The sequence below is a fragment of the Wenzhouxiangella marina genome, assembly GCF_001187785.1.
Lineage (GTDB): Bacteria > Pseudomonadota > Gammaproteobacteria > Xanthomonadales > Wenzhouxiangellaceae > Wenzhouxiangella > Wenzhouxiangella marina.
Genome location: NZ_CP012154.1, coordinates 2558338 through 2576706, shown reverse-complemented (window position 1 = coordinate 2576706; position 18369 = coordinate 2558338). Strand labels below are relative to the sequence as shown.

Genomic DNA, 18369 nt, shown 5'->3' with positions numbered 1-18369 from the left:
GGTGGACGGCCGCCCGAATCGGGCGCATTGCTTGCAGCGCCGTAGGAAATCGACTCATGTGGAACGGGCTCGGAGCTTCTCAGCTTTTGAGAAGGCGGCTTGTTCAAATGCATTCCAGGATGAGCAATCACTCTGGAGAACGCACCATGGCAGAGAACATCGGAAGTCGAGAATTTCGCAACCGGATCGTCGGCAAGACCATCGTCGGCGTGGTCGCCCGCCCGGGTCGCAATGGCCAGCCGCCGGTCGTGCTGATGCTGCAGTTCGATGATGGCGAGGTGGTCGAGTTCGTGTCCCCCCGCAGCGATCGCCTGCTCAAGCGAAGCCTGAGCGAACAGATGCCCGAGGCGGGCACCGATCCGGCCACGTTCGAACTCGCTCAACTCAGCCTCGGTGACGGTGGATTCAGCGGCCTGAATTGAGGCTCCGGGCGGAAAAACCAGGCGTTCCGGGCGCTGTCATTGATTATCCACAAAAGCTGTGGATAAGTTTGTGGGTAGATGCTCCGGCAGGTCTGCCGTTAAGGCGATCGAGCGCTTTGGTCAAAAAATGACCACTTTATAAAAGGCATTGAAAACAGTGAGTTGACGATGTTCGTGGCTAAAACCGCCGGCCTTTGGCTGTCAAGAAAATGTCAAAATCGACAATCAGGGAGTTGTGCATAACAATCCCAAGCAGAAGTTCAAGATGTAGCGCTAAGTGCTTGAATTTCTGTTTCAGCCCGGATTGCGAAGTTTGACCGCCTGTCCCCACTCCGCCAGCGCTTCCAGCAGCGGGCGCTGGTCGGGTCGCTGACGCATCAATTCGTGCATTTCGGCCTCGAATCCGGGCCATTGGATCGAGGCCAGTTCCGGGTCGTGGAACAGGCGTCGAGCCCGGAATTCCTGCCACCGCGTGGCCTCGTCCTCATCCAGGCTGTCGGGATACTTGCGAGCTCGATAGCGGAACAGCAGTTCGTTGAGTCGATCGTCCTGAAAGGGTTGCCCCAGCCGCGTCAGGGTGTCTGGGTCGGCTTCCCGGACGCTGGCGTAGAGCGCCTGATCCGAGCGAGAGACGAAACCATCGTAGAGCGCCTGCTCGGGGTCGACGGCCAGACTCTCGTTTTTGCTCTGGCTGAACAAGCGGCGGATGCGCTCCAGCAGCTCGGGGCGCTCGGCGAGCTTGCGGGCGTGCTGTTCCAGCCGCCCGGGGTCGATGTCGAGGCGCTCCCTGGCCGCCTCGTCCAGGACGTTGATCGGGGAGAGCATCGGACAGCGATTGGTTCGGACGAGCTTGACCGGCAGGCGTTCGACGCCGGGCGGCAGGTCCTGCTGGCTCACCCAGAGTCGATCTGCCAGATCGTCGACGCTCAATCCGTCGAAGGGTTCCGGATCGATCTGCAGGTTCCAGACGATCCACTGCCCGGCGTAGTCGGGATGGGGCAGGAGGGGCAGAATCGGCGCCGTGGCGAAGTGCGAGGCCGGAAAGCGAGCGCTGCTGTGCAACAGCGGTTGACGCGGCTCGAGCAGGCGTGCGACGACGTGCTTCTGACGCAGGCTCAGAGCCCACTGCCAGAGGCGAGGTTGCTGCGTCTTCAGGGCCCGGGCCAGCCCGAGGGTCGCCTCGACGTCGGCCAGGGCGTCATGCGCCCGGGAGGTATCCAGGCCATTGGCGGCGGCCAGGTCTTCCAGCCTGAAGCTTGGCATGCCGTCTTCCCGATCCGCCCATTCCAGACCTTCGGGTCGGAGTGCCCGGGTCATGCGCATCAGGTCGATCAGATCGAAGCGCGAGTTGCCGTTGCTGTATTCGCGTGCGTAGGGTTCGTAGAAGTTGCGCCAGAAGAGGTAGCGAGTGACCTCGTCGTCGAAGCGGAAGTTGTTGTAGCCCACGCTGCAGGTGCCCGGCTGGCTCATGGCGGCGTGGATTTCGGCGGCAAACGCCGGCTCGCTCAGGCCCTTGTCACGGGCGAGCTGTGGGGTGATGCCGGTGATCAGGCAGGCCTGGGGCTGGGGGAGCAGGTCCGGGTCGGGCTGGCAGTACACCACGATCGGCTCGCCGATCGGCTCCAGAGCCTCGTTGGTCCGCAGGGCCGCGAACTGCACGGGCCGGTCACGGCGCGGGTCCGCGCCGAAGGTTTCGAAGTCGTGCCAGAGAAAGCTGGATTCAGTCATGCCTTGGATCTATCTGCCGATTCTCTATAGCCTACAGGTCCACGACGCCCTTCGGTGTGCTGTGAGCCGGCGCCGGCGGGGGCAGAGGGATCTCGTCGCCCTTCCCATCCAGAGCCTCGCGTTTCACCCGGCCATGGCCGGAGCAGCGTACCATTGCCCCCTTTCTGGCTGGCTTGCACTGACATCGGGACGCGCATGAGCAACGAGGTGACATTCGGCGAGGACCGCGCTCGCAGCGTGGAGGGACGCTCCACGGTGCCGGGCGCTTCCTCGGGGCGTCTGCTGCTGCTTCGCCATGGTCAGGGGTCGTTGGGCACCGACGACTACGATCGCCTGTCGCCGCTGGGGCGAGAACAGGCCGAGCGCCTCGGGCAGCGCCTGCGTCGCGACTACGATGCGAACTGGCCGACCTGGTGTGGGTCACTGAAGCGGCACCGCCAGACGGTGGCCGGGATGAAGCAGGGCGAGCCGGACCGCATCGACGCGTCCCTCGACGAGTACAGGGTCGATCAGCTCATCGGCAGTGCGGTCGCGCAGTCCGAGTCCCTGGGCCTGCGGGTGCCGGGCGAGGATGCTTTTGCGGATCCAGCGGCCTACCTGATGACCTTCCTCGAGTGGTTTCCCGAGGTGCTGTCGGTCTGGCAGAACGGTCGGCTGATCTGCGAGGGCAACGGTGACTGGTCGGGCTTTCGGAAGCGAGTGCTCTCGCCGCTGAGCAACTGGCAGGAAGAGCTGGCCGCCGGTCGCAGCCTGGTGGTGGTCAGTTCGGCGGGCGTGATCAGCACCATGACCGCCGAGCTCCTGGGACACGACCTGGCATGGCAGCGAGACCTCAACATCCGCTTATATAATGCATCGCTGACCGAGCTGGCTCTGGACGCACAGGGCCGCTGGCAGGCCGTGAGGATCAACTGCGTCAATCACCTCGACGATCCGCGCATCACCCTGGCCTGAGCCTGTTTGAATTCCAACGCAAGGACCGAACGATCATGACCGACACGCCCGTGACCATCATTACCGGATCCAGCCGAGGCATCGGCCGCGCCACCGCCGAACTGCTGGCCCAGCGAGGTCACGCCGTGGTCGTGTCCAGTCGCAACCAGTCCAGCTGTGACGCCGTGGCCGAGCAGATCCGTGCGAGTGGCGGTCAGGCGCTGGCCGTGGCCTGCCACATCGGTCATGAAGAGGCCTTGAGCGCCCTGGTCGAGAAGACCGTGACCCATTTCGGTCGCCTGGACAGCGTGATCATGAACGCCGCGAGCAATCCGGTCTACGGGCCCTCCAGCGAGGTCGACCGAGAGGCCTTCGATGTCATCATGCACAACAACGTGTTCGGGGCCATGCGCCTGGCGCACCTGGCACGCCCGCATCTTCAGGCCAGCGAGCAGGCCGCCATTGCCCTGGTGTCCTCGATCGCCGGTCGCTTCGGCAATCGGATGATCGGCGTCTACGGCATGTCCAAGGCGGCCGAGGAGCAGTTGGTCCGCAATCTGGCGCTGGAGCTCGGCCCGGCCGGCATCCGGGTCAATGCGGTGGCCCCGGGCCTGGTCAAGACCGACTTCGCTCAGGCCCTGCTGGACGATGAGCGCATGGTGCGCTATTTTGAATCCACGACGCCGCTGCAGCGCCTGGCCGAGCCGGCCGATATCGCGGGCGTTCTGGCGTTTCTGGTCGGACCGGATTCGGCCTGGCTGTCGGGGCAGGTACTGACCGCCGATGGCGGCCTGTCGGTGACCGGCGGCTTCTGATTTCATCCGGCATGGTTTTGCGATTCGAGGGGTTCATGAACGTGTCCAAGCTGTTCCTGCCAGGACTGATGCTGGCGCTGCTGATGCTCAGCGACGCTGCGGTGGCACAGATCTACACCTATACCGACGAGAACGGGATTACGGTATTTACCGACCGCAAGCCGGACGAAAATCGTTACCGGGTGCACAATCTCGGCTGTTACGGGACCTGTCGACAGGGGGTGGACTGGGATCAAACGCCGCTGCGCCATGACGCCTACTCGGCCGAAATCCAGGCCGCCAGCGAGATCTTCGGTGTCGAGCAGGCCCTGATTCGCGCCATCATGCACGCCGAGTCCTGGTTCCAGCCCGAAGCCGTCTCTCGCTCCGGTGCCCAGGGTCTGATGCAGCTGATGCCGGCAACCCAGGAGCGCTTCGGGGTCGAGGATGCCTTCGACCCGCTCGACAACATCACCGCCGGTGTTGCCTATCTGGCCTGGCTGCAGGACGAATTCGATCGGGACATGACGCGCGTCATCGCGGCCTACAACGCCGGCGAGAATGCGGTCAAGCGCCATGGCGGTGTGCCGCCGTATAGTGAAACCCGCGAATACCTGCGGCGCGTCAACATCCTCTACCGGCGCTACCGCGGATCCAGCTGATCGGCGATTGCCCGCTGTCTATCGAACGATCGTCACGGTGCAGGGTGCGAAATCCACCACCCGCTTGGCCACCGATCCCATCAGCATCTGCTCGAACAGACCCTTGCGCCGATGGCCGAGGACGATGTGTTCGATGCCGAGTTTTCGCGCCAGTCCCAGGAGCTGCTCGGCCGGTTGACCCTCCATCAGGTGCGATTCAACCTCCAGGCCGCAGCTTCGCGTTGCCTCCAGCGCTGTGTTCAGGTGTTCATCGCAACGCTGTCGGGCGCGCTCGAGCAGGATCTCGCGCTCGTCCGGGTCGGCCATCTCGATGTCGGGGCCGCAGGCAACGGCGACCAGATGCAAGCGGCCTGACGCGCCAGCGGCCAAGCCAATGGCATGGTCCAGTGCTTTTCGCGAAGATGGCGAGCCGTCCAGGCCCACGAGAATACGAGTGCTCATCGATGAATGTGTCGGGATGGGGACGCGACTCATAGGCTAGCAGGGTGCCAGCGCCGAGTGTTTGACCGACGTCAATGCAGCAGGGGGAGTGAGGGGTGGCGTCGGTTCCGGAGTCCGAAACCGACGCGCAGGAGACTCAGGCGCTCATGCCCCGAATATGCTGGTTCAGGCGAGACTTGTGTCGAGACGCCTTGTTGGCATGCATAATGCCCTTCGAAACCGAACGGTCGATGGCCGGGACGGCCGCCTTGTAAGCTTCTTCGGCTGCCTTCTTGTCGCCGGCTTCGATGGCGTTGACCACCTTCTTGATCTTGGTGCGCACGTGTGAACGAAGCGACGCGTTGTGCTGACGATGCCGTTCGGCCTGGCGGGCCCGCTTGCGGGCAGATACGCTATTGGCCACGAATTACTCCTGGATTCTGGTGTGAAAAAACAAGCCGAGTATTGTCCTCTGTATAGGTTGCCGAGTCAAGCGCGACGGGGCTTTGGCGCGTGAATCTGCTACGCTCGGTGTTCAGTTTCGGCTCGATGACCCTGGTTTCGCGTCTGCTGGGACTGGTTCGTGACATCGTCATCGCGCGCTGGTTCGGGGCCTCGGCGGCGACCGACGCCTTCGTGGCCGCCTTCAAGATTCCCAATTTCCTGCGTCGCCTGTTTGCCGAGGGCTCGTTTTCCCTGGCCTTCGTCCCGGTGCTGTCCGAGTACAAGGAGCGAGGCGATCACGAAGCGCTTCGCTCCCTGATCGACGCCACGACCGGCGTGCTGCTGGCGGTGCTCCTGGTGATCACGGCGATCGGCGTGCTGGCGGCTCCCTGGGTGATCAGCCTGTTCGCGCCCGGCTTTCGGGAGAATCCGGCGCAGTTCGCCCTGGCCACCGAAATGCTGCGGGTGACCTTCCCGTACCTGATGCTGATCGCCCTGACGGCCCTGGCCGGCGGCATTCTCAACACCCTGGGCCGCTTTGCCCTGCCGGCGCTGACGCCAGCGCTGCTGAACGTTTCCCTGATCGTTGCCGCCGTGGTCTTCAGCGCCCAGTTCGAGGAGCCGATCAAGGCCCTGGCCTGGGGCGTGCTGGTGGCCGGGCTGCTGCAACTCGGCTTCCTTCTGCCTTCCCTGGCTCGGCATGGGGTGCTGCCCAGGCCCCGGCCCGATTTCCGGCACCCGGGCGTGCGCCGGATCCTGCGGCTGATGGTGCCGACCCTGTTCGGCTCCTCGGTCGCCCAGATCAGCCTGCTGCTCGACGTCCTGATCGCCTCGCTGCTTTTCACGGGTTCGATCTCCTGGCTCTATTACGCGGATCGGATGATGGAGTTCCCCCTGGGCCTGTTCGGCGTGGCCCTGTCGACGGTCATCCTGCCGGCCCTGTCCGGCCTGCACGCGGGTGGCCAGTCGGGGCGCTTCCGCCGAACGATGGACTGGGCGCTGCTGCTCGGCGTGGTGGTCGGGATTCCTGCCGCCGTCGGCCTGGCGGTGCTGGCCGAGCCGGTCATCATCGCCCTGTTCCAGTACGGGGCCTTCGACCCCGAGAGCGCGCGCATGGCGGCGCTGGCCCTGATGGTCTACTGCCTCGGCTTGCCGGCCTTCATGGGCGTGAAGATCCTGGCGCCCGGCTACTTCTCCCGCCAGGACACGGCCACACCGGTCAAGATCGCGATCATCGCCCTGTCGACCAATATGCTGCTCAACGTGACCTACGTGCTGCTCCTGGCGGCCTGGTTGTCGGGCTGGGATTTCTCCGGCGGTCTGTTCGAGACCCTGGCGGCGCAGCCCGGCGTTCACGTGGGCCTGGCCCTGGCCTCGGCGAGCTCGGCCTGGCTCAATGCGGGCCTGCTCTGGCGAGGCCTGCGCAAGCTGGATCTGGCACCGACCCTGCCGGGCATCCAGTGGCTCCGGGTGGCCCTGGCCAGCCTGGTCATGGGCGGCCTGGTGGCCTGGCTGATGCCCTCGGCAGAGGCCCTGCTCGAGTTCGGGCTCTGGACTCGCCTGGCCTGGTTGGGGGTGGGTGTGATCGCCGGCGGCCTGGTGTACGGCCTGACGCTTCTGCTACTGGGCTTGAGTCCCAGGGCCCTGCTGAAGCCCTCGGAGGAGGGTTCCTAGCACCTCCTGCCAGCGCGGCCCGGTGCTGCTGGCCAGCCAGTCATCCACGGCGGGTGCGGGCTTCGGCTGCGCCAACTGGCGAGCCAGGGCCTCGGTCAGGGCACCGTTTCGTGCCGGATCGTAGCGGCAATCGGCCGGATACTGCTCCGGATAGCAGAGCGCGTCCGGCACGATCGGCCTGGCTCCGGCGCTGACTGCTTCGAGCAGGCTGATGCCCTGGAATTCGTGCAGGGCCGTGCTGACCACCAGTCCGGCTCGACCCAGCCAGTGCGCGTAGGCCGAACGGTCGACGAAGCCGTCGACTTCGATGCGGCTCCCGAGGCGTTCGCGCAGGCGGGTCAGGGCGGGGGGCGTTCGCCGCGTCCGCCGCCCCAGCAGGGCGAGGCGGAAATCGAGGCCCGAATCGGCGAGTTCGATGACTGCGTCAGTGAAGCGATCGGGCTGTTTGTCGTGCTCCCAGCGGTGGTTCCAGAGCATCAGGCCCGGATCGCGCGTCGGTCCGGCAGCGATGGGCTCGACCGGCACCGGCAGAATCTCCGATCGGGCCTGCAGTCGGGCGACCAGTTGATCGGGCCAAGGCTCGGGCAGGCGCCGCGACAGGGCCTCCAGGCCGGCCAGGAAGCTGTCGCGGTTGTGGCGGCTGTTGAACAGGCAGCGCTGGGCGGCCAGGGCCCCGTAGAGCTGGACCATGGCCGGTTCGATGCTTTCGACCTGGCCGGGCAGGATCGGGTAGGCGAGCTGGTTCTCATGGAAGTAGTACCAGCTCGGCACCCGGGCCAGGCGTGGATGCAGGCCTTTGAGGGTGGCGAGATCCACCATCGAGCTGGCCAGGATCAGGTCCGGAACGCCCTCGGGAAGATCGTCCAGCCAGCTCAATGGGTTGGAGCGAATGCGCCAGGCGAAGTGGCGGCCGGGCAGCTCGCGAACGCGCCAGTCCACGGTCTGGATCCGGCCGGTCAGCCAGTCGACCCATTGGGCGTGTGAATCGGCGCGGTAGGCTGACAGCAGCCAGACAACGGGCTTCATGTCCGATCCTCGTCCTCGATCAGGCGGTCGAAGAGTCGGTCAGGGTGTTCCAGCAAATCCTGCCCGGTGCAGACGCGGCGCGCGGGCAGCCGGGCGACCAGGGCCTGGAAGCCCTGCAACAAGCGCGTCCGTTCGTGAGGGAAGTCCGCACCGAGCAGCCGCGGCATGGCGGCGCCGACCAGTGCGGCCAGCAGTCGGGCCTGATCGATGCGGTCGAAGTGACTGATCAATGGACGTTCCTGCGCTGGAGCGTCCAGCCAGACGGCACGATCCAGGCCCAGCTGTGCCGGCCAGGCCGGGTCATCGCTGGGGAGGGGAAGGACTCGGCGACCGTCTTCGTTCTGGAGCCATCGTTCTCCCAGGCCGCTGGCAAGCCGGTCGAAGGCGGCGCCCGGGCGGAACATGAGAAACTGGCGCAGGCGTTCGGCACGCCAGCCCTGCGCCCGGTCCTGTCCGACCAGCAGCCAGTCGTCGGAGACGACCGTGGCGCCGAGTTGCATGGCGGCCAGGACAAGGGTGGATTTTCCGGCGCCCTGGTCACCGAGCAGGAGCAGACCCTGACCCTTCCAGGACAGCGCAGCCGCATGCAATGGGAACAGACCCTGCCGCGCCCATTGCTGGGCCAGCAACAGGTGGAGGCCGCTGGGCAGCAGGCGGTTCGCTCGCCCGGCCTCCGGATCGATCCCGGCGATGCCCGGCTGATCACTGCGCAGTTCGACCCAGCCATCTTCGAGGGGGATTCGAGTGGCCGGATCCCCTGGCCAGGACGGCAGCGCGCCGGGATCGTCGAATTCCTCGTCGAACCCGATCCTGATCGGACCGCGTGTGCTGATCTTCTGCCAGTCCGGTCGCGGCCCCGGGGCGCCCAGGAGGGCTGCCATTTCTGCCGGGTCCAGGCCTTCGATGCGCAGCGTGAGATCGAAGGCCTCGGTCTTGAGAAGGCAGACCGAGCGGCGGTTCAGGGCTTCAATCCGCAAGGGCTTGGCGCTCTCGAATGGGGTGGCTCATGATATCAAGCTGCACGGAGTGAAGCCTCTGGCCCGCTGTATTCATGAACAATGCGGGCCAGCCTGCGGGATAATCCGGGCCCCAGGACCCCGCAATGGAACGAGGACGCCATGACCACCGCTGCTGTCACCATCGCCGACGCCTTCGACGCCGGTCGCCTGGCGCTGACCGTGCTCGATGACGGCAGCGGCGTGCTGCTGGATCAGGATGCCGAGGCCTTGATCAGCCTCAATGCCACCGGCCTGGTGCTGGTGGAGGCGCTGAAGGCTGGCTGCCGCGACGAGGGGCAGCTGGCGGATCGTCTGGTCGAGCGTTTCAGGGTCGACCGTCCGCGCGCCGAGGCCGATGTGACCGCCTTCCTCCGGGCCCTGGCGGATAGTCTTTAGTCTGCGGGCTCAAGCGGCGCCCTGGAACAGGGCCCTGAAGAGCAGGAAGAACACCACCGACAGGCCAGCGCCGGCCGGGATCGTGATGATCCAGGACATGAAGATCGAGCCGACCACGCGAAGATTGATGGCGGCGATGCCGCGCGCCATGCCGACACCGAGAATGGCGCCGACCACCGTGTGCGTGGTCGAGATCGGCAGGCCGGTTCCCGAAGCCACGACGATGGTCATGGCGGCGGCCAGGCCGGCAGCGAAGCCCCGGCTGGGCGTCAGAGCCGTGATGTTCCCGCCGACCGTGCGAATCACCCGGTGCCCGTAGGTGGCCAGACCGATCACGATGCCGAGGCCGCCGAGAATCAGGATCCAGATCGGCACGATGGCCGCCTGGCCGACATCCCCGGAGCGCGCGATGCTGACCACGGCGGCCAGCGGGCCGACGGCGTTGGCGACGTCGTTCGAGCCGTGGGCGAAGGCCATGCTGCAGGCCGTGACGACCATCAGGATGGCGAAGATCCGCTCGACGGTGACGTAGTGGAACTCGCGCTTTTCCGGGGCCTGATAGGGAATGCGCAGGATGAACAGGGTGCCGATGCCGGCGATGATCAGGCCCACCAGCACGGCGATGGCCCAGGATTGCGCCACGCTGATCTCGAGGCCGATGTGCTTGACGCCCTTGAACAGGGTCACCAGGGTCATGAACAGGCCGGCCAGAAAGATATAGCCGGGCACGTAGCGGCGCGCCTGGCGCAGCGGGTCCTCCCGTTCCAGGACCAGGCGCTGCACGCTCATGAACAGGACCCAGGCAATGGCCCCCGCGAGCAGGGGGCTGACCACCCAGCTCATGGCGATCTGGCCGACCTTGGGCCACTGCACGGCCTCCACGCCAATGCCGATTGCTGCAAAACCGACGACCGCGCCGATGATCGTGTGCGTGGTCGAGACCGGCCAGCCGAAGCGCGAGGCCACCAGCAGCCAGACCGCCGCGGCCAGCAATGATGCGAGCATGCCGTAGATCAGCAGCTCGGGTTGGCCGGTGAACAGGGCGGCGTCGACGATGCCCTTGCGGATGGTGCTGGTCACACCGCCGCCGGCCAGCACCGCGCCGGCGAATTCGAAGATCGCGGCGATGACGATGGCCTGGCGGATCGTGATGGCCTTGGAGCCCACCGATGGGGCCATGGCATTGGCGACGTCGTTGGCGCCGATGCCCCAGGCCATGAACAGGCCGAAGGCGGCCGCCAGAGCGATATAGACGATGGCCAGATCCACGTTCCCCTCCGGTTGCTGGCGCCGCTAGCGGGCGATCATCATGTGGAGGCGCGATCCCACCCGCTGGGCAATGTCGCCCAGGTCGCCGGTCCAGTCGATGATCCTGTAGATGAACATGGCGTCGATCGGTGGCAGCTCGGATTCGATGGCGAACAGCTGGGCTCGTAGATCGATCTGGAGGTCATCGCTCTGATCTTCGATCCGGCCGAGTTCTTCGGTCATGTCGACGAGCAGATCGATCTCCGATCCGCGAAAACCCGATTCGAACAGCTGGTCGAGCTCGTGGACGGCCTTGCGGGCCTGGCTGACCGCGTCGAGGTTGCGCTCGAGAAATTCCAGGTAGGCGGTCTGGATGGCCGCTGGCATGACCATCTTCCGGCCGAGCATGAGGCCGGAAATGTCCTTGGCCTTGTTCGCGACCCGATCCTGCCTGGAGAGCATTTCCAGCACGTCCGAGCGGCTGACCGGCATGAACAGGCTCTTGGGCAGGTGCAGGCGCAACTCACGCTTGAGCTCGTCGGCGCTGTGTTCCAGTCGAACGATCTTGGCGCGCACGGCTTCGGCCCGCGTCCAGTCCTCATCGAAGCTGGAGCGAACGAACTTCGGCAGTTTGTGCGCACACTTCGCCGCCTGGTCGAAATGACGCTGCAGCGGTCGGATCGGTGAGGCGCCGAAGATTCTGGAAATGTAGCCGACTTGATCCACTCGGCACCGCTGTCATCGAAGTGTCACGAAATTGTAACACTCCGGGGGCGGCCTTCGACGGCCCGGATGCTCAGCGGACCCGGTCGATCAGAACGCTGGCCCGCGGGGTATCGAGAATGGACAGGGGGCCGGTTTCACCCTCCAGATCGCCCGGCGCCGGCTCCGCGCGGCCGCTGCGCGAGACGCGAGCGGTCAGACGGATCTCGGGAAAGGCGGACAGGCTCAGGCCCTCGACCATGGCATCCGTGTCCGACAGCTCGACCTGCAGCGGCAGATCGCTGACGCTGAATCGGCGAACCGCCAGCGGGGCCGGCGGGCCCTGGCTGGCCCGGGCGATCAGGAACACGGTCTCTGAGCCATCCAGCCGCTCGGCCAGGGCCGGATCGATGCTGACTTCGACGGGGAACACCGGGCCGCTGGCGGCTGGCCCTTCGTCGGCGATCGGCGGGTGGTCGGCCGGCAGGGCCGGGGGGATGGCGCTGCCACTGGCGGCTTGTCGGGCTCGGGCGATCTGTTCGCGGACCGATTGACGTACGGATCCATCGGGTAGCAGGGTGTCGAGGGCTTCCCAGTGAACGAGGGCCTCTTCGAAGCGCTGGTTCTGGAAGGCGTCGATGCCGAGCAGCCAAAGGGCCTTCTGGTTACCCGGATCGAGTTCGGCGGCCCGGGACAGCAGGGCGGTGGCTTCGTCCGGCAGCTGCGAGCCACCGGAGCCGAACAGCAGGGTCTCGGCCAGCTCCACCTGGATGAAGGGGTTGTCGTTGTCGATGTAGAGCGCGCGGCGCAGGGCATGCTCAGCGGAGGAGAACTCGCCGAGCTCCTTGTAGCTCAGGCCCAGTCGAACCCAGGCCTCGACCTGCTCGGGGTGGCGCTCGACCTGGCCGGCCAGCTGGGTCAGGGTGTCGCGAATGGCGTAGACCTGATGGTTGCTCTCCGACAGGCCGTCAGGCTGGCCGACGACCCGGTACAGGCCGACGGTGGCGGCGGGAATGAGGATCAGCAGGCCGATCATCATGGCCACGCTGCCTTCCCGGTCGGAGCCGCTGGACAGCTCTTCCCGCAATCGAGTGCGACGGCGATCGAGCTCGTCTTCGGGCAGATCGCCTTCGAGATCGTCGAGCGCATGCAGGCGGCGCTTGATCCCCCGGCGCTCCGGGGACTCGATCAGCAGGGGCAGCAGGGCGAAGGCCAGGGCCGCCAGGACGGCGAGGCCGGCCAGGGCCAGGAAAGCGGTGGGAATCACAGGGCTTTTCGTCTCCGGTTGATGACGACCCCGGCGGCGATCAGGCCGCCGAGAAGGAGAATCAATGGGCCACCCCAGAGCAGCAGGGTGTGGCTGGCGATGGGCGGGCGGTAGAGCACAAACTCGCCGTAGCGGTCGACCATGAACTGGCGAATCTCCATGTCCGCGCGACCGGCGCGAATCATTTCATAGACCTGGCGACGCAGGTCGCGGGCCAGCGGGGCGTCGGAGTCGGCCAGGGACTGGTTCTGACAGACCGTGCAGCGCAGTTCCTGGGACAGGGCCTGGAAGCGGCGCTCCTCGACCTCGTCGGCGAATTCGTAGATCTCGATGGCCGAAGCCGCGGCCAGGCCGACCCACAGCAGGGACAGAAGGATCGGACTCAGTCCCGCGAGCAATCTCGCGCGCCCCGAGCTCATGCCTCGGCCTCCGAACGCAGGGCCATGATCCGGCGCATCAGATCATCGTAAACGTTCTGATCGATCGGACCGATGTGCTTGTGACGGATGATGCCCCGGTGGTCGATGAGGAAGGTTTCCGGGGCGCCGTACACGCCCAGGTCGATCGCGCTGCGGCCCTCGAAGTCGGTCACATGGGCGGTCCAGGCGTCGCCGTACTGGCCGATCCATTCCAGGGCGTCGGCGCGCTCGTCCTTCCAGTTGAAGCCAAGCAGCGGAATGCCGGCCTCGCGGCCGAGTCGCTCGACGAAGGGGTGTTCGACCCGGCAGGCCCAGCACCAGCTGCCCCAGACGTTGAGAATCCAGGGCTGGCCCAGGAAATCCCGGTTGCTCAGGCGCGCATCCGGATCATGCAGTCCGGGCAGATCGAAGGCCGGCACCGGTCGACCGATCAGCGGGGAATCGACCAGTTTGCGATCCTCGGCCGTCTGCAGGCCGGCCACCATCAGGGCGACCAGGCCGAGAAAGACGATCAGGGGGATGAGCATCCGGATCATGCCGGCACCTCGTCCCCTTCGGTCACCGGGACCGAGCGCTCGGCGCGCTGAGCCTGCCAGTAGCGGCGGTCCGCGGCCGAGAACAGGCCACCGATGGCCAGCAGCAGGGCGCCGCCCCAGATCCAGCGAACGAAAGGCTTGATGTGGATGCGCATGCTCCAGGCACCGGCGTCATCCAGTCGCTCGCCCATCGCGATGTAGAGATCACGGGTCACTCCGGGTCGCAGGGCGACCTGGGTCATGATCTGCCCGCCGCGATGGTAGCGGCGCTTCTGGGGGGTCATGTCGTAGAGCTCGCGATCGCCCCGAAAGACCCGGAAGCGCGCCTCGTCGGCGATCCAGTTGGGGCCCTTCACCGAAACCACCTCGTCGAGCACGAAGCGATAGCCGGCCAGCTCGACCGTGTCCCCTGGCGCCACGCGCACGTCGCGCTGCAGGGTGTTCGATCCGACCATGGCCACGCCGATCACGAAGACGCCGATTCCGGCGTGAGCCAGGATCATGCCGATCTGGTGTCGCGGCAGCCCCCGACGTCGGCCCCGCAGGGCCGTCTTCAGGTAGCTGAAGGTGCCGAAGATCAACCACAGTCCGCCGATCCAGCCGGTCGCCGCCCGCCAGTTCAGCGCGTCGAACCAGGCCGCGCAGGCCAGGCCGCCGACGATGGCGACCACGGCGCTGATGGCCAGCGGCTTGAGAATGCGGCCCAGGCGGTCCTGCTTCCAGCGGCTCATCGGGCCGAGGGGAACCAGCAGCACGACCGGGGTCATCAGCAGGATGAACATGGCGCTGAAGTAGGGCGGGCCGACGGAGACCTGGCTCCAGCCCATGAAGTCCGACACCAGCGGGTAGAGCGTGCCGAGCAGGACCATGCCGGCCGAGACGGTGAAGAACAGGTTGTTGATCAGCAGAGCCGACTCGCGCGAGACGAAGTCGAAGCCCTCGCCGGTCATGATGCGTGGCGCGCGCAGGGCATAGAGCAGCAGCGCGCCGCCGGTGACCACGGTCATGAAGCCGAGGATGAACAGGCCGCGTTCGGGGTCGTTGGCGAAGGCATGGACCGAGGTCAGCACGCCGGATCGGACCAGGAAGGTGCCGAGCAGGGACATGGAGAAGGCGGCGATCGCCAGCAGCACGGTCCAGGCCGGGAAGGCACCGCGCTTTTCGGTCACGGCCTGGGAATGGATCAGCGCCGTGCCGATCAGCCAGGGGATGAAGGAGGCGTTCTCGACCGGATCCCAGAACCACCAGCCGCCCCAGCCGAGTTCGTAGTAGGCCCACCAGGAGCCGAGGGTGATGCCGGCGGTCAGGAAGGACCAGGCGATCAGGGTCCAGGGCCGCGACCAGCGCACCCATTCACGTTCGACGCGGCCGCCGATCAGCCCGGCAATGGCGAAGGCGAAGGCCACGGCGAAGCCGACATAGCCCATGTAGAGCAGGGGCGGGTGGAAGATCATGCCCGGATCCTGCAGCAGGGGGTTGAGATCGCGCCCGTCCGGCGGCCCCGGCAGGATCCGCTCGAAGGGGTTCGAGGTCAGCAGGGTGAACAGCAGGAAGCCGATCGAGATCATGCCCATCACCGACAGCACGCGGGTGCGGTAGGCCTGGGGCAGGGAGCGGGAGAAGGCGGTGACGGCCAGCATCCAGCCCGCCAGCATCAGGATCCAGAGCAGCAGCGAGCCCTCGTGACCGCCCCAGACCGCCGACAGGCGATAGGCCAGTGGCAGCAGCAGGTTGGAGTGCATGGCCACGTAGGTGACGGTGAAATCGTGCTGCACGAAGGCCAGGCTCAGGACCAGATAGGCCAGGGCGACGAAAACGAAATGCCCGATCACCAGGGAAGGGGCCAGGCGCATCAGGCGAGTGTCGCCCCGCCAGGCGCCGATCAGCGGCACCGTCGCCAGCAGGGTGGCCAGGATCAGCGCCAGAATCAGTGAGATCTGTCCAAGTTCGGGGATCATGGCTGGCTCGCCTCGATCGGATGACCGGCCTCTTCCAGCGCACGCATGACTTCCGGTGGCATGTAGGTTTCGTCATGGCGCGCCAGGATCTCGTCGGCCTGGAACACGCCGTCGGCGTCCAGGCGGCCGTGGGCGATCACGCCCTGGCCCTCGCGGAACAGGTCCGGAAGGATGCCGGTGAAGGCCACCGGCACCTGGTTCGCACCGTCGGTGACGGCAAAGGTCACGGCCAGGCTGTCGCTGGCGCGCTGGACGCTGCCATCGGCGACCAGTCCGCCGAGGCGGATGCGTCGATCCAGGGGCTCGGCCTGCGCCACGACATCACTGGGGCTGACGAAGTAGAGCATGCTGTCGCTCATCGCGCTGATGGCCACGGCGGTCGCGGCGCTCACTCCGAGCACGATCAGCAGCACGATGGCCAGGCGTTTCTTGCGGGTCGGTGTCATTCGTAGGCTCCGCTGTTCAGTGCGCGCTCCTCACGCAGTTCGGCCAGGATGCGTCGGCGTCGCTGCCACGGCACGGCGATCTGCCAGGCCACGACCACGGCGAACAGGGCGTAGCTGGTCCAGACGTAAGGGGCGTAGGTGAATTCGGGAATCATCGCTTGTCATCTCCTAGCAGGTCAGCGACCCAACGCTTGCGGCGGTCCTGATCGAGCAGCTCCAGGCTGGAACGCTGCATCAGCACGGCGCCGAACATCAGTTTGACGGCCACGGTCATCCAGATCAGTGGCGGCAGCATGGACGGGTCCATGGTCGATTCACCGAACAGATTGATCGTCGAGCCCTGGTGCAGGGTGGTCCACCATTCCACCGAGAAGTGGATGATCGGGATGTTGACCAGGCCGACCAGTACGAGGATACAGGCCACGCGTGCACCCTTGCGTCGATCCTCGAAGGCGGCGTAGAGGCCCATGATGCCCAGATAGATGAAAAGCAGCACCAGCATCGAGGTCAGCCGCGCATCCCAGACCCACCAGGTGCCCCACATCGGCTTGCCCCAGATCGAACCGGTGGCCAGGCAGAGAAAGGAGAAGGCGGCGCCGATGGGCGCGCACATCATGGCCAGGATCTCGGTGGTGCGGATTCGCCAGATCAGGGCGATCGCGGCCAGGATGGCCATGATGACGTAGCCCGCCAGGGCCTGCCAGGCGGCGGGGACGTGGATGAACAGGATGCGATAGCTGTCGCCCTGCTGATAGTCGGGTGGCACCACGTACAGGGCCTGATAGAGGCCGATGGCCGCCGTGATCGCGAAGCCGGCCCAGAACCAGGGCGCCAGGCGGGTGCACAGACGGTAGAAGGTCGGCGGCGAGCCGAGGCGGTGGAAAGCGACCTTGAGCGTATGGAATGTCATTCGATGTTCAGTCTCAGCGCGGCCGTGATGGCCAGCGGAATCAGGGTGACAGCGAGAATCAACATGGCCGCCAGCAGCCCGAGCTGTGTCCTCGGCGACCAGCCCTCGGCGGCCACGCTGACCGCGCCCGTGGCGAACACCAGCACCGGCACGATCAGCGGAAATATCAGGATGGACAACAGAACGCTGCCGCGGTTCGTGCTCAGCGTCAGCGCCGCGGCCAATCCGCCCACCAGGGACAGAATGGGGGTCCCGAGCAGCAGGCTCAATATCAGCGGACCCAGGGCGGCGTCGGGCAGGTAGAGCATCTCGGCCGCCACCGGCGCGAAGACGATGATCGGCACGCCGGTGATCAGCCAGTGCGAGAGCAGGCGTGTCATGACCAGGCCGTAGGCGGGCAGGTGGCCGAGCCACCACTGCTCCAGGCTGCCGTCCTCGTAGTCCGGCCGGAACAGGCGCTCGAGGGCCAGCAGGCTGGAGAGCAGGGCGGCGACCCAGATCATGCCGGGCGCGATGGCCGAGAGCAGGTTCGGACCCGGACCGACGCCGAGGGGCACCAGGATGATGACCGAGAACAGGAACATCAGTGGCATCAGGGATTCGCCACCATGGCGCACGGCCAGGCGCAGGTCCTGCTGCATCAGGGCGAGCATGGGCTGAAGGCTCATGATCCATCCCCCCGCGGCGTGTCCAGGCGCAGGGTTCGAGCCTGCGCGTGCAGCGCGGGCATGCGCTGATGGGTCGACAGGGCAACGCTCCCGCCGTCCTCGAGGTGGGCGGCAATCAGTTCATCGACCAGCTGGCCGCCGGCATCATCGAGGCTGGCGTAGGGCTCGTCGAGCAGCCAGATCGGCCGGTGGGCGACGAGCAGGGAGGCCAGGCCGAGGCGGCGACCCTGACCCGCCGACAGGGTGCGGGCCAGTCGCAGGCCGAAGCCGGCCAGGCCGACGCGGGCCAGGGCGCGATTCGGATCGAGGCCGGTCGGGCCGTGGAAGCGGCGAATGAACTCGAGATTCTCCCGGCAGCTCAGGTCCGCTTTCAGTCCCGTGCGGTGACCGAGAAACGCACGACGAGCATCGCTGTGCAGCGTGCCGCGCACCGGGCGGATCACGCCGGCGAGGCAGCGCAGCAGGGTCGTCTTGCCGCTGCCGTTCGGTCCGAGGATCAGCAGCAGGCCGCCGGCGCGCATGCGCAGGCCCACGTCCTGGAAGATCGCCTCGCCATGGCGTTCGAAACGCAGGCCGTCCGCCTCGAGCAGGCAGGCGGCGTGGTCGGATGGTTCGCTGGGCATGGACGCGGGCGGGATCGTGGTCAGGAGTGCGGTATTATTCTACCGGCTTTGCTCATGGCATCTTGATCGGAATCAATCTCATCTCGCGTTCGTCA

The 18369-nt window shown here is 66.3% G+C and carries 22 protein-coding genes; 6 read left to right on the top strand and 16 right to left on the bottom strand.

Annotated elements, in window-relative coordinates:
* Nucleotides 1-146 precede the first annotated feature (146 nt).
* Entirely contained in the window at nt 147-422 is a 276-nt protein-coding gene (locus tag WM2015_RS10910) for a hypothetical protein (protein ID WP_049726075.1), read from the top strand.
* A gap of 294 nt (nt 423-716) precedes the next feature.
* Here the strand turns inward: WM2015_RS10910 and sbcB are convergent, their stop codons facing one another.
* On the bottom strand, nt 717-2150 hold the full coding sequence (gene sbcB / locus WM2015_RS10905) for an exodeoxyribonuclease I (RefSeq protein ID WP_049726074.1): 1434 nt from the start codon (nt 2148-2150) through the stop codon (nt 717-719).
* Between the two features lie 195 nt (nt 2151-2345).
* Between sbcB and WM2015_RS10900 the strand changes: the two genes are divergently transcribed.
* Genes WM2015_RS10900 through WM2015_RS10890 form a run of 3 tightly spaced genes read left to right on the top strand, consistent with a single transcriptional unit; the run spans nt 2346 to nt 4539 of the window.
* A complete protein-coding gene (locus tag WM2015_RS10900) occupies nt 2346-3104 on the top strand; it encodes a histidine phosphatase family protein (protein WP_049726073.1) in 759 nt (252 codons plus the stop codon).
* Between the two features lie 35 nt (nt 3105-3139).
* Nucleotides 3140-3898, top strand: a complete 759-nt coding sequence (locus WM2015_RS10895) for an SDR family NAD(P)-dependent oxidoreductase (RefSeq protein WP_049726072.1) — start codon at nt 3140-3142, stop codon at nt 3896-3898.
* A 35-nt stretch (nt 3899-3933) separates the two neighbouring features.
* Nucleotides 3934-4539, top strand: a complete 606-nt coding sequence (locus WM2015_RS10890; protein WP_169751161.1) for a lytic transglycosylase domain-containing protein — start codon at nt 3934-3936, stop codon at nt 4537-4539.
* An 18-nt stretch (nt 4540-4557) separates the two neighbouring features.
* Here WM2015_RS10890 and WM2015_RS10885 read toward each other — a convergent pair whose 3' ends face one another.
* Together WM2015_RS10885 and rpsT are read right to left on the bottom strand one after the other, a co-directional pair.
* A complete protein-coding gene (locus tag WM2015_RS10885) occupies nt 4558-4980 on the bottom strand; it encodes a universal stress protein (RefSeq protein WP_169751160.1) in 423 nt (140 codons plus the stop codon).
* 136 nt (nt 4981-5116) lie between these two features.
* The gene (rpsT, locus tag WM2015_RS10880; RefSeq protein ID WP_049726070.1) at nt 5117-5383 is read right to left on the bottom strand and encodes a 30S ribosomal protein S20; all 267 of its coding nucleotides are present in this window, start codon (nt 5381-5383) and stop codon (nt 5117-5119) included.
* A gap of 125 nt (nt 5384-5508) precedes the next feature.
* On the opposite strand from rpsT, the gene murJ reads away from it, so the two are divergent.
* Nucleotides 5509-7077, top strand: coding sequence for a murein biosynthesis integral membrane protein MurJ (gene murJ, locus WM2015_RS10875; RefSeq protein WP_049727065.1), 1569 nt, complete (start codon nt 5509-5511; stop codon nt 7075-7077).
* Here the strand turns inward: murJ and WM2015_RS10870 are convergent.
* Nucleotides 7024-8103, bottom strand: a complete 1080-nt coding sequence (locus tag WM2015_RS10870; RefSeq protein ID WP_049726069.1) for a tRNA-queuosine alpha-mannosyltransferase domain-containing protein — start codon at nt 8101-8103, stop codon at nt 7024-7026. The two genes, murJ and WM2015_RS10870, sit on opposite strands and share 54 nt — an antisense overlap.
* The gene (locus WM2015_RS10865) at nt 8100-9080 is read right to left on the bottom strand and encodes a phosphoenolpyruvate carboxykinase (ATP) (protein ID WP_049726068.1); all 981 of its coding nucleotides are present in this window, start codon (nt 9078-9080) and stop codon (nt 8100-8102) included. Before WM2015_RS10865 ends, WM2015_RS10870 begins: the two co-directional genes overlap by 4 nt.
* A 141-nt stretch (nt 9081-9221) precedes the next feature.
* Between WM2015_RS10865 and WM2015_RS10860 the strand changes: the two genes are divergently transcribed.
* Nucleotides 9222-9497: a PqqD family protein gene (locus WM2015_RS10860; protein WP_049726067.1), complete on the top strand. Its 276-nt coding sequence runs from the start codon at nt 9222-9224 to the stop codon at nt 9495-9497.
* A 9-nt stretch (nt 9498-9506) separates the two neighbouring features.
* Here the strand turns inward: WM2015_RS10860 and WM2015_RS10855 are convergent, their stop codons facing one another.
* The 11 genes from WM2015_RS10855 to ccmA all read right to left on the bottom strand — a co-directional run bounded on the left by WM2015_RS10855 (nt 9507) and on the right by ccmA (nt 18274).
* Complete coding sequence (locus tag WM2015_RS10855; protein ID WP_049726066.1) at nt 9507-10766, bottom strand: inorganic phosphate transporter; 1260 nt, start codon at nt 10764-10766, stop codon at nt 9507-9509.
* A gap of 24 nt (nt 10767-10790) precedes the next feature.
* On the bottom strand, nt 10791-11471 hold the full coding sequence (locus tag WM2015_RS10850; RefSeq protein WP_049726065.1) for a TIGR00153 family protein: 681 nt from the start codon (nt 11469-11471) through the stop codon (nt 10791-10793).
* A gap of 70 nt (nt 11472-11541) precedes the next feature.
* Nucleotides 11542-12714 (bottom strand): tetratricopeptide repeat protein, encoded by a 1173-nt coding sequence (locus WM2015_RS10845; protein WP_049726064.1) that lies wholly within the window; start codon nt 12712-12714, stop codon nt 11542-11544.
* On the bottom strand, nt 12711-13133 hold the full coding sequence (locus WM2015_RS10840) for a cytochrome c-type biogenesis protein (RefSeq protein WP_049726063.1): 423 nt from the start codon (nt 13131-13133) through the stop codon (nt 12711-12713). The genes WM2015_RS10845 and WM2015_RS10840 overlap by 4 nt, the downstream gene beginning before the upstream one ends.
* On the bottom strand, nt 13130-13669 hold the full coding sequence (locus WM2015_RS10835) for a DsbE family thiol:disulfide interchange protein (protein WP_211260924.1): 540 nt from the start codon (nt 13667-13669) through the stop codon (nt 13130-13132). The genes WM2015_RS10840 and WM2015_RS10835 overlap by 4 nt, the downstream gene beginning before the upstream one ends.
* Nucleotides 13666-15627, bottom strand: coding sequence for a heme lyase CcmF/NrfE family subunit (locus WM2015_RS10830; protein WP_049726061.1), 1962 nt, complete (start codon nt 15625-15627; stop codon nt 13666-13668). The genes WM2015_RS10835 and WM2015_RS10830 overlap by 4 nt, the downstream gene beginning before the upstream one ends.
* Nucleotides 15624-16073 carry a cytochrome c maturation protein CcmE gene (gene ccmE, locus WM2015_RS10825; RefSeq protein WP_049726060.1) on the bottom strand — a complete coding sequence of 150 codons (450 nt, stop codon included), beginning with the start codon at nt 16071-16073 and terminating at the stop codon, nt 15624-15626. The genes WM2015_RS10830 and ccmE overlap by 4 nt, the downstream gene beginning before the upstream one ends.
* Nucleotides 16070-16228 (bottom strand): heme exporter protein CcmD, encoded by a 159-nt coding sequence (gene ccmD / locus WM2015_RS15620; protein ID WP_082169669.1) that lies wholly within the window; start codon nt 16226-16228, stop codon nt 16070-16072. Before ccmD ends, ccmE begins: the two co-directional genes overlap by 4 nt.
* Entirely contained in the window at nt 16225-16983 is a 759-nt protein-coding gene (locus tag WM2015_RS10820; protein ID WP_049726059.1) for a heme ABC transporter permease, read from the bottom strand. The genes ccmD and WM2015_RS10820 overlap by 4 nt, the downstream gene beginning before the upstream one ends.
* A complete protein-coding gene (gene ccmB, locus WM2015_RS10815) occupies nt 16980-17651 on the bottom strand; it encodes a heme exporter protein CcmB (RefSeq protein ID WP_049726058.1) in 672 nt (223 codons plus the stop codon). The genes WM2015_RS10820 and ccmB overlap by 4 nt, the downstream gene beginning before the upstream one ends.
* Nucleotides 17648-18274: a heme ABC exporter ATP-binding protein CcmA gene (gene ccmA / locus WM2015_RS10810; RefSeq protein ID WP_049726057.1), complete on the bottom strand. Its 627-nt coding sequence runs from the start codon at nt 18272-18274 to the stop codon at nt 17648-17650. Before ccmA ends, ccmB begins: the two co-directional genes overlap by 4 nt.
* Between the last annotated feature and the right edge of the window lie 95 nt (nt 18275-18369).

Bases quoted from the DNA above. Each gene is read 5' to 3' on its own strand.
- ccmB (WP_049726058.1), bottom strand. From the start codon at position 17,651: ATGAGCCTTCAGCCCATGCTCGCCCTGATGCAGCAGGACCTGCGCCTG.
- WM2015_RS10830 (WP_049726061.1), bottom strand. From the start codon at position 15,627: ATGATCCCCGAACTTGGACAGATCTCACTGATTCTGGCGCTGATCCTG.
- ccmE (WP_049726060.1), bottom strand. From the start codon at position 16,073: ATGACACCGACCCGCAAGAAACGCCTGGCCATCGTGCTGCTGATCGTG.
- WM2015_RS10890 (WP_169751161.1), top strand. From the start codon at position 3,934: ATGAACGTGTCCAAGCTGTTCCTGCCAGGACTGATGCTGGCGCTGCTG.
- WM2015_RS10835 (WP_211260924.1), bottom strand. From the start codon at position 13,669: ATGATCCGGATGCTCATCCCCCTGATCGTCTTTCTCGGCCTGGTCGCC.
- WM2015_RS10860 (WP_049726067.1), top strand. From the start codon at position 9,222: ATGACCACCGCTGCTGTCACCATCGCCGACGCCTTCGACGCCGGTCGC.
- WM2015_RS10870 (WP_049726069.1), bottom strand. From the start codon at position 8,103: ATGAAGCCCGTTGTCTGGCTGCTGTCAGCCTACCGCGCCGATTCACAC.
- WM2015_RS10895 (WP_049726072.1), top strand. From the start codon at position 3,140: ATGACCGACACGCCCGTGACCATCATTACCGGATCCAGCCGAGGCATC.
- WM2015_RS10900 (WP_049726073.1), top strand. From the start codon at position 2,346: ATGAGCAACGAGGTGACATTCGGCGAGGACCGCGCTCGCAGCGTGGAG.
- sbcB (WP_049726074.1), bottom strand. From the start codon at position 2,150: ATGACTGAATCCAGCTTTCTCTGGCACGACTTCGAAACCTTCGGCGCG.
- WM2015_RS10885 (WP_169751160.1), bottom strand. From the start codon at position 4,980: ATGAGCACTCGTATTCTCGTGGGCCTGGACGGCTCGCCATCTTCGCGA.
- ccmA (WP_049726057.1), bottom strand. From the start codon at position 18,274: ATGCCCAGCGAACCATCCGACCACGCCGCCTGCCTGCTCGAGGCGGAC.
- ccmD (WP_082169669.1), bottom strand. From the start codon at position 16,228: ATGATTCCCGAATTCACCTACGCCCCTTACGTCTGGACCAGCTACGCC.
- WM2015_RS10820 (WP_049726059.1), bottom strand. From the start codon at position 16,983: ATGACATTCCATACGCTCAAGGTCGCTTTCCACCGCCTCGGCTCGCCG.
- WM2015_RS10840 (WP_049726063.1), bottom strand. From the start codon at position 13,133: ATGAGCTCGGGGCGCGCGAGATTGCTCGCGGGACTGAGTCCGATCCTT.
- murJ (WP_049727065.1), top strand. From the start codon at position 5,509: ATGACCCTGGTTTCGCGTCTGCTGGGACTGGTTCGTGACATCGTCATC.
- WM2015_RS10910 (WP_049726075.1), top strand. From the start codon at position 147: ATGGCAGAGAACATCGGAAGTCGAGAATTTCGCAACCGGATCGTCGGC.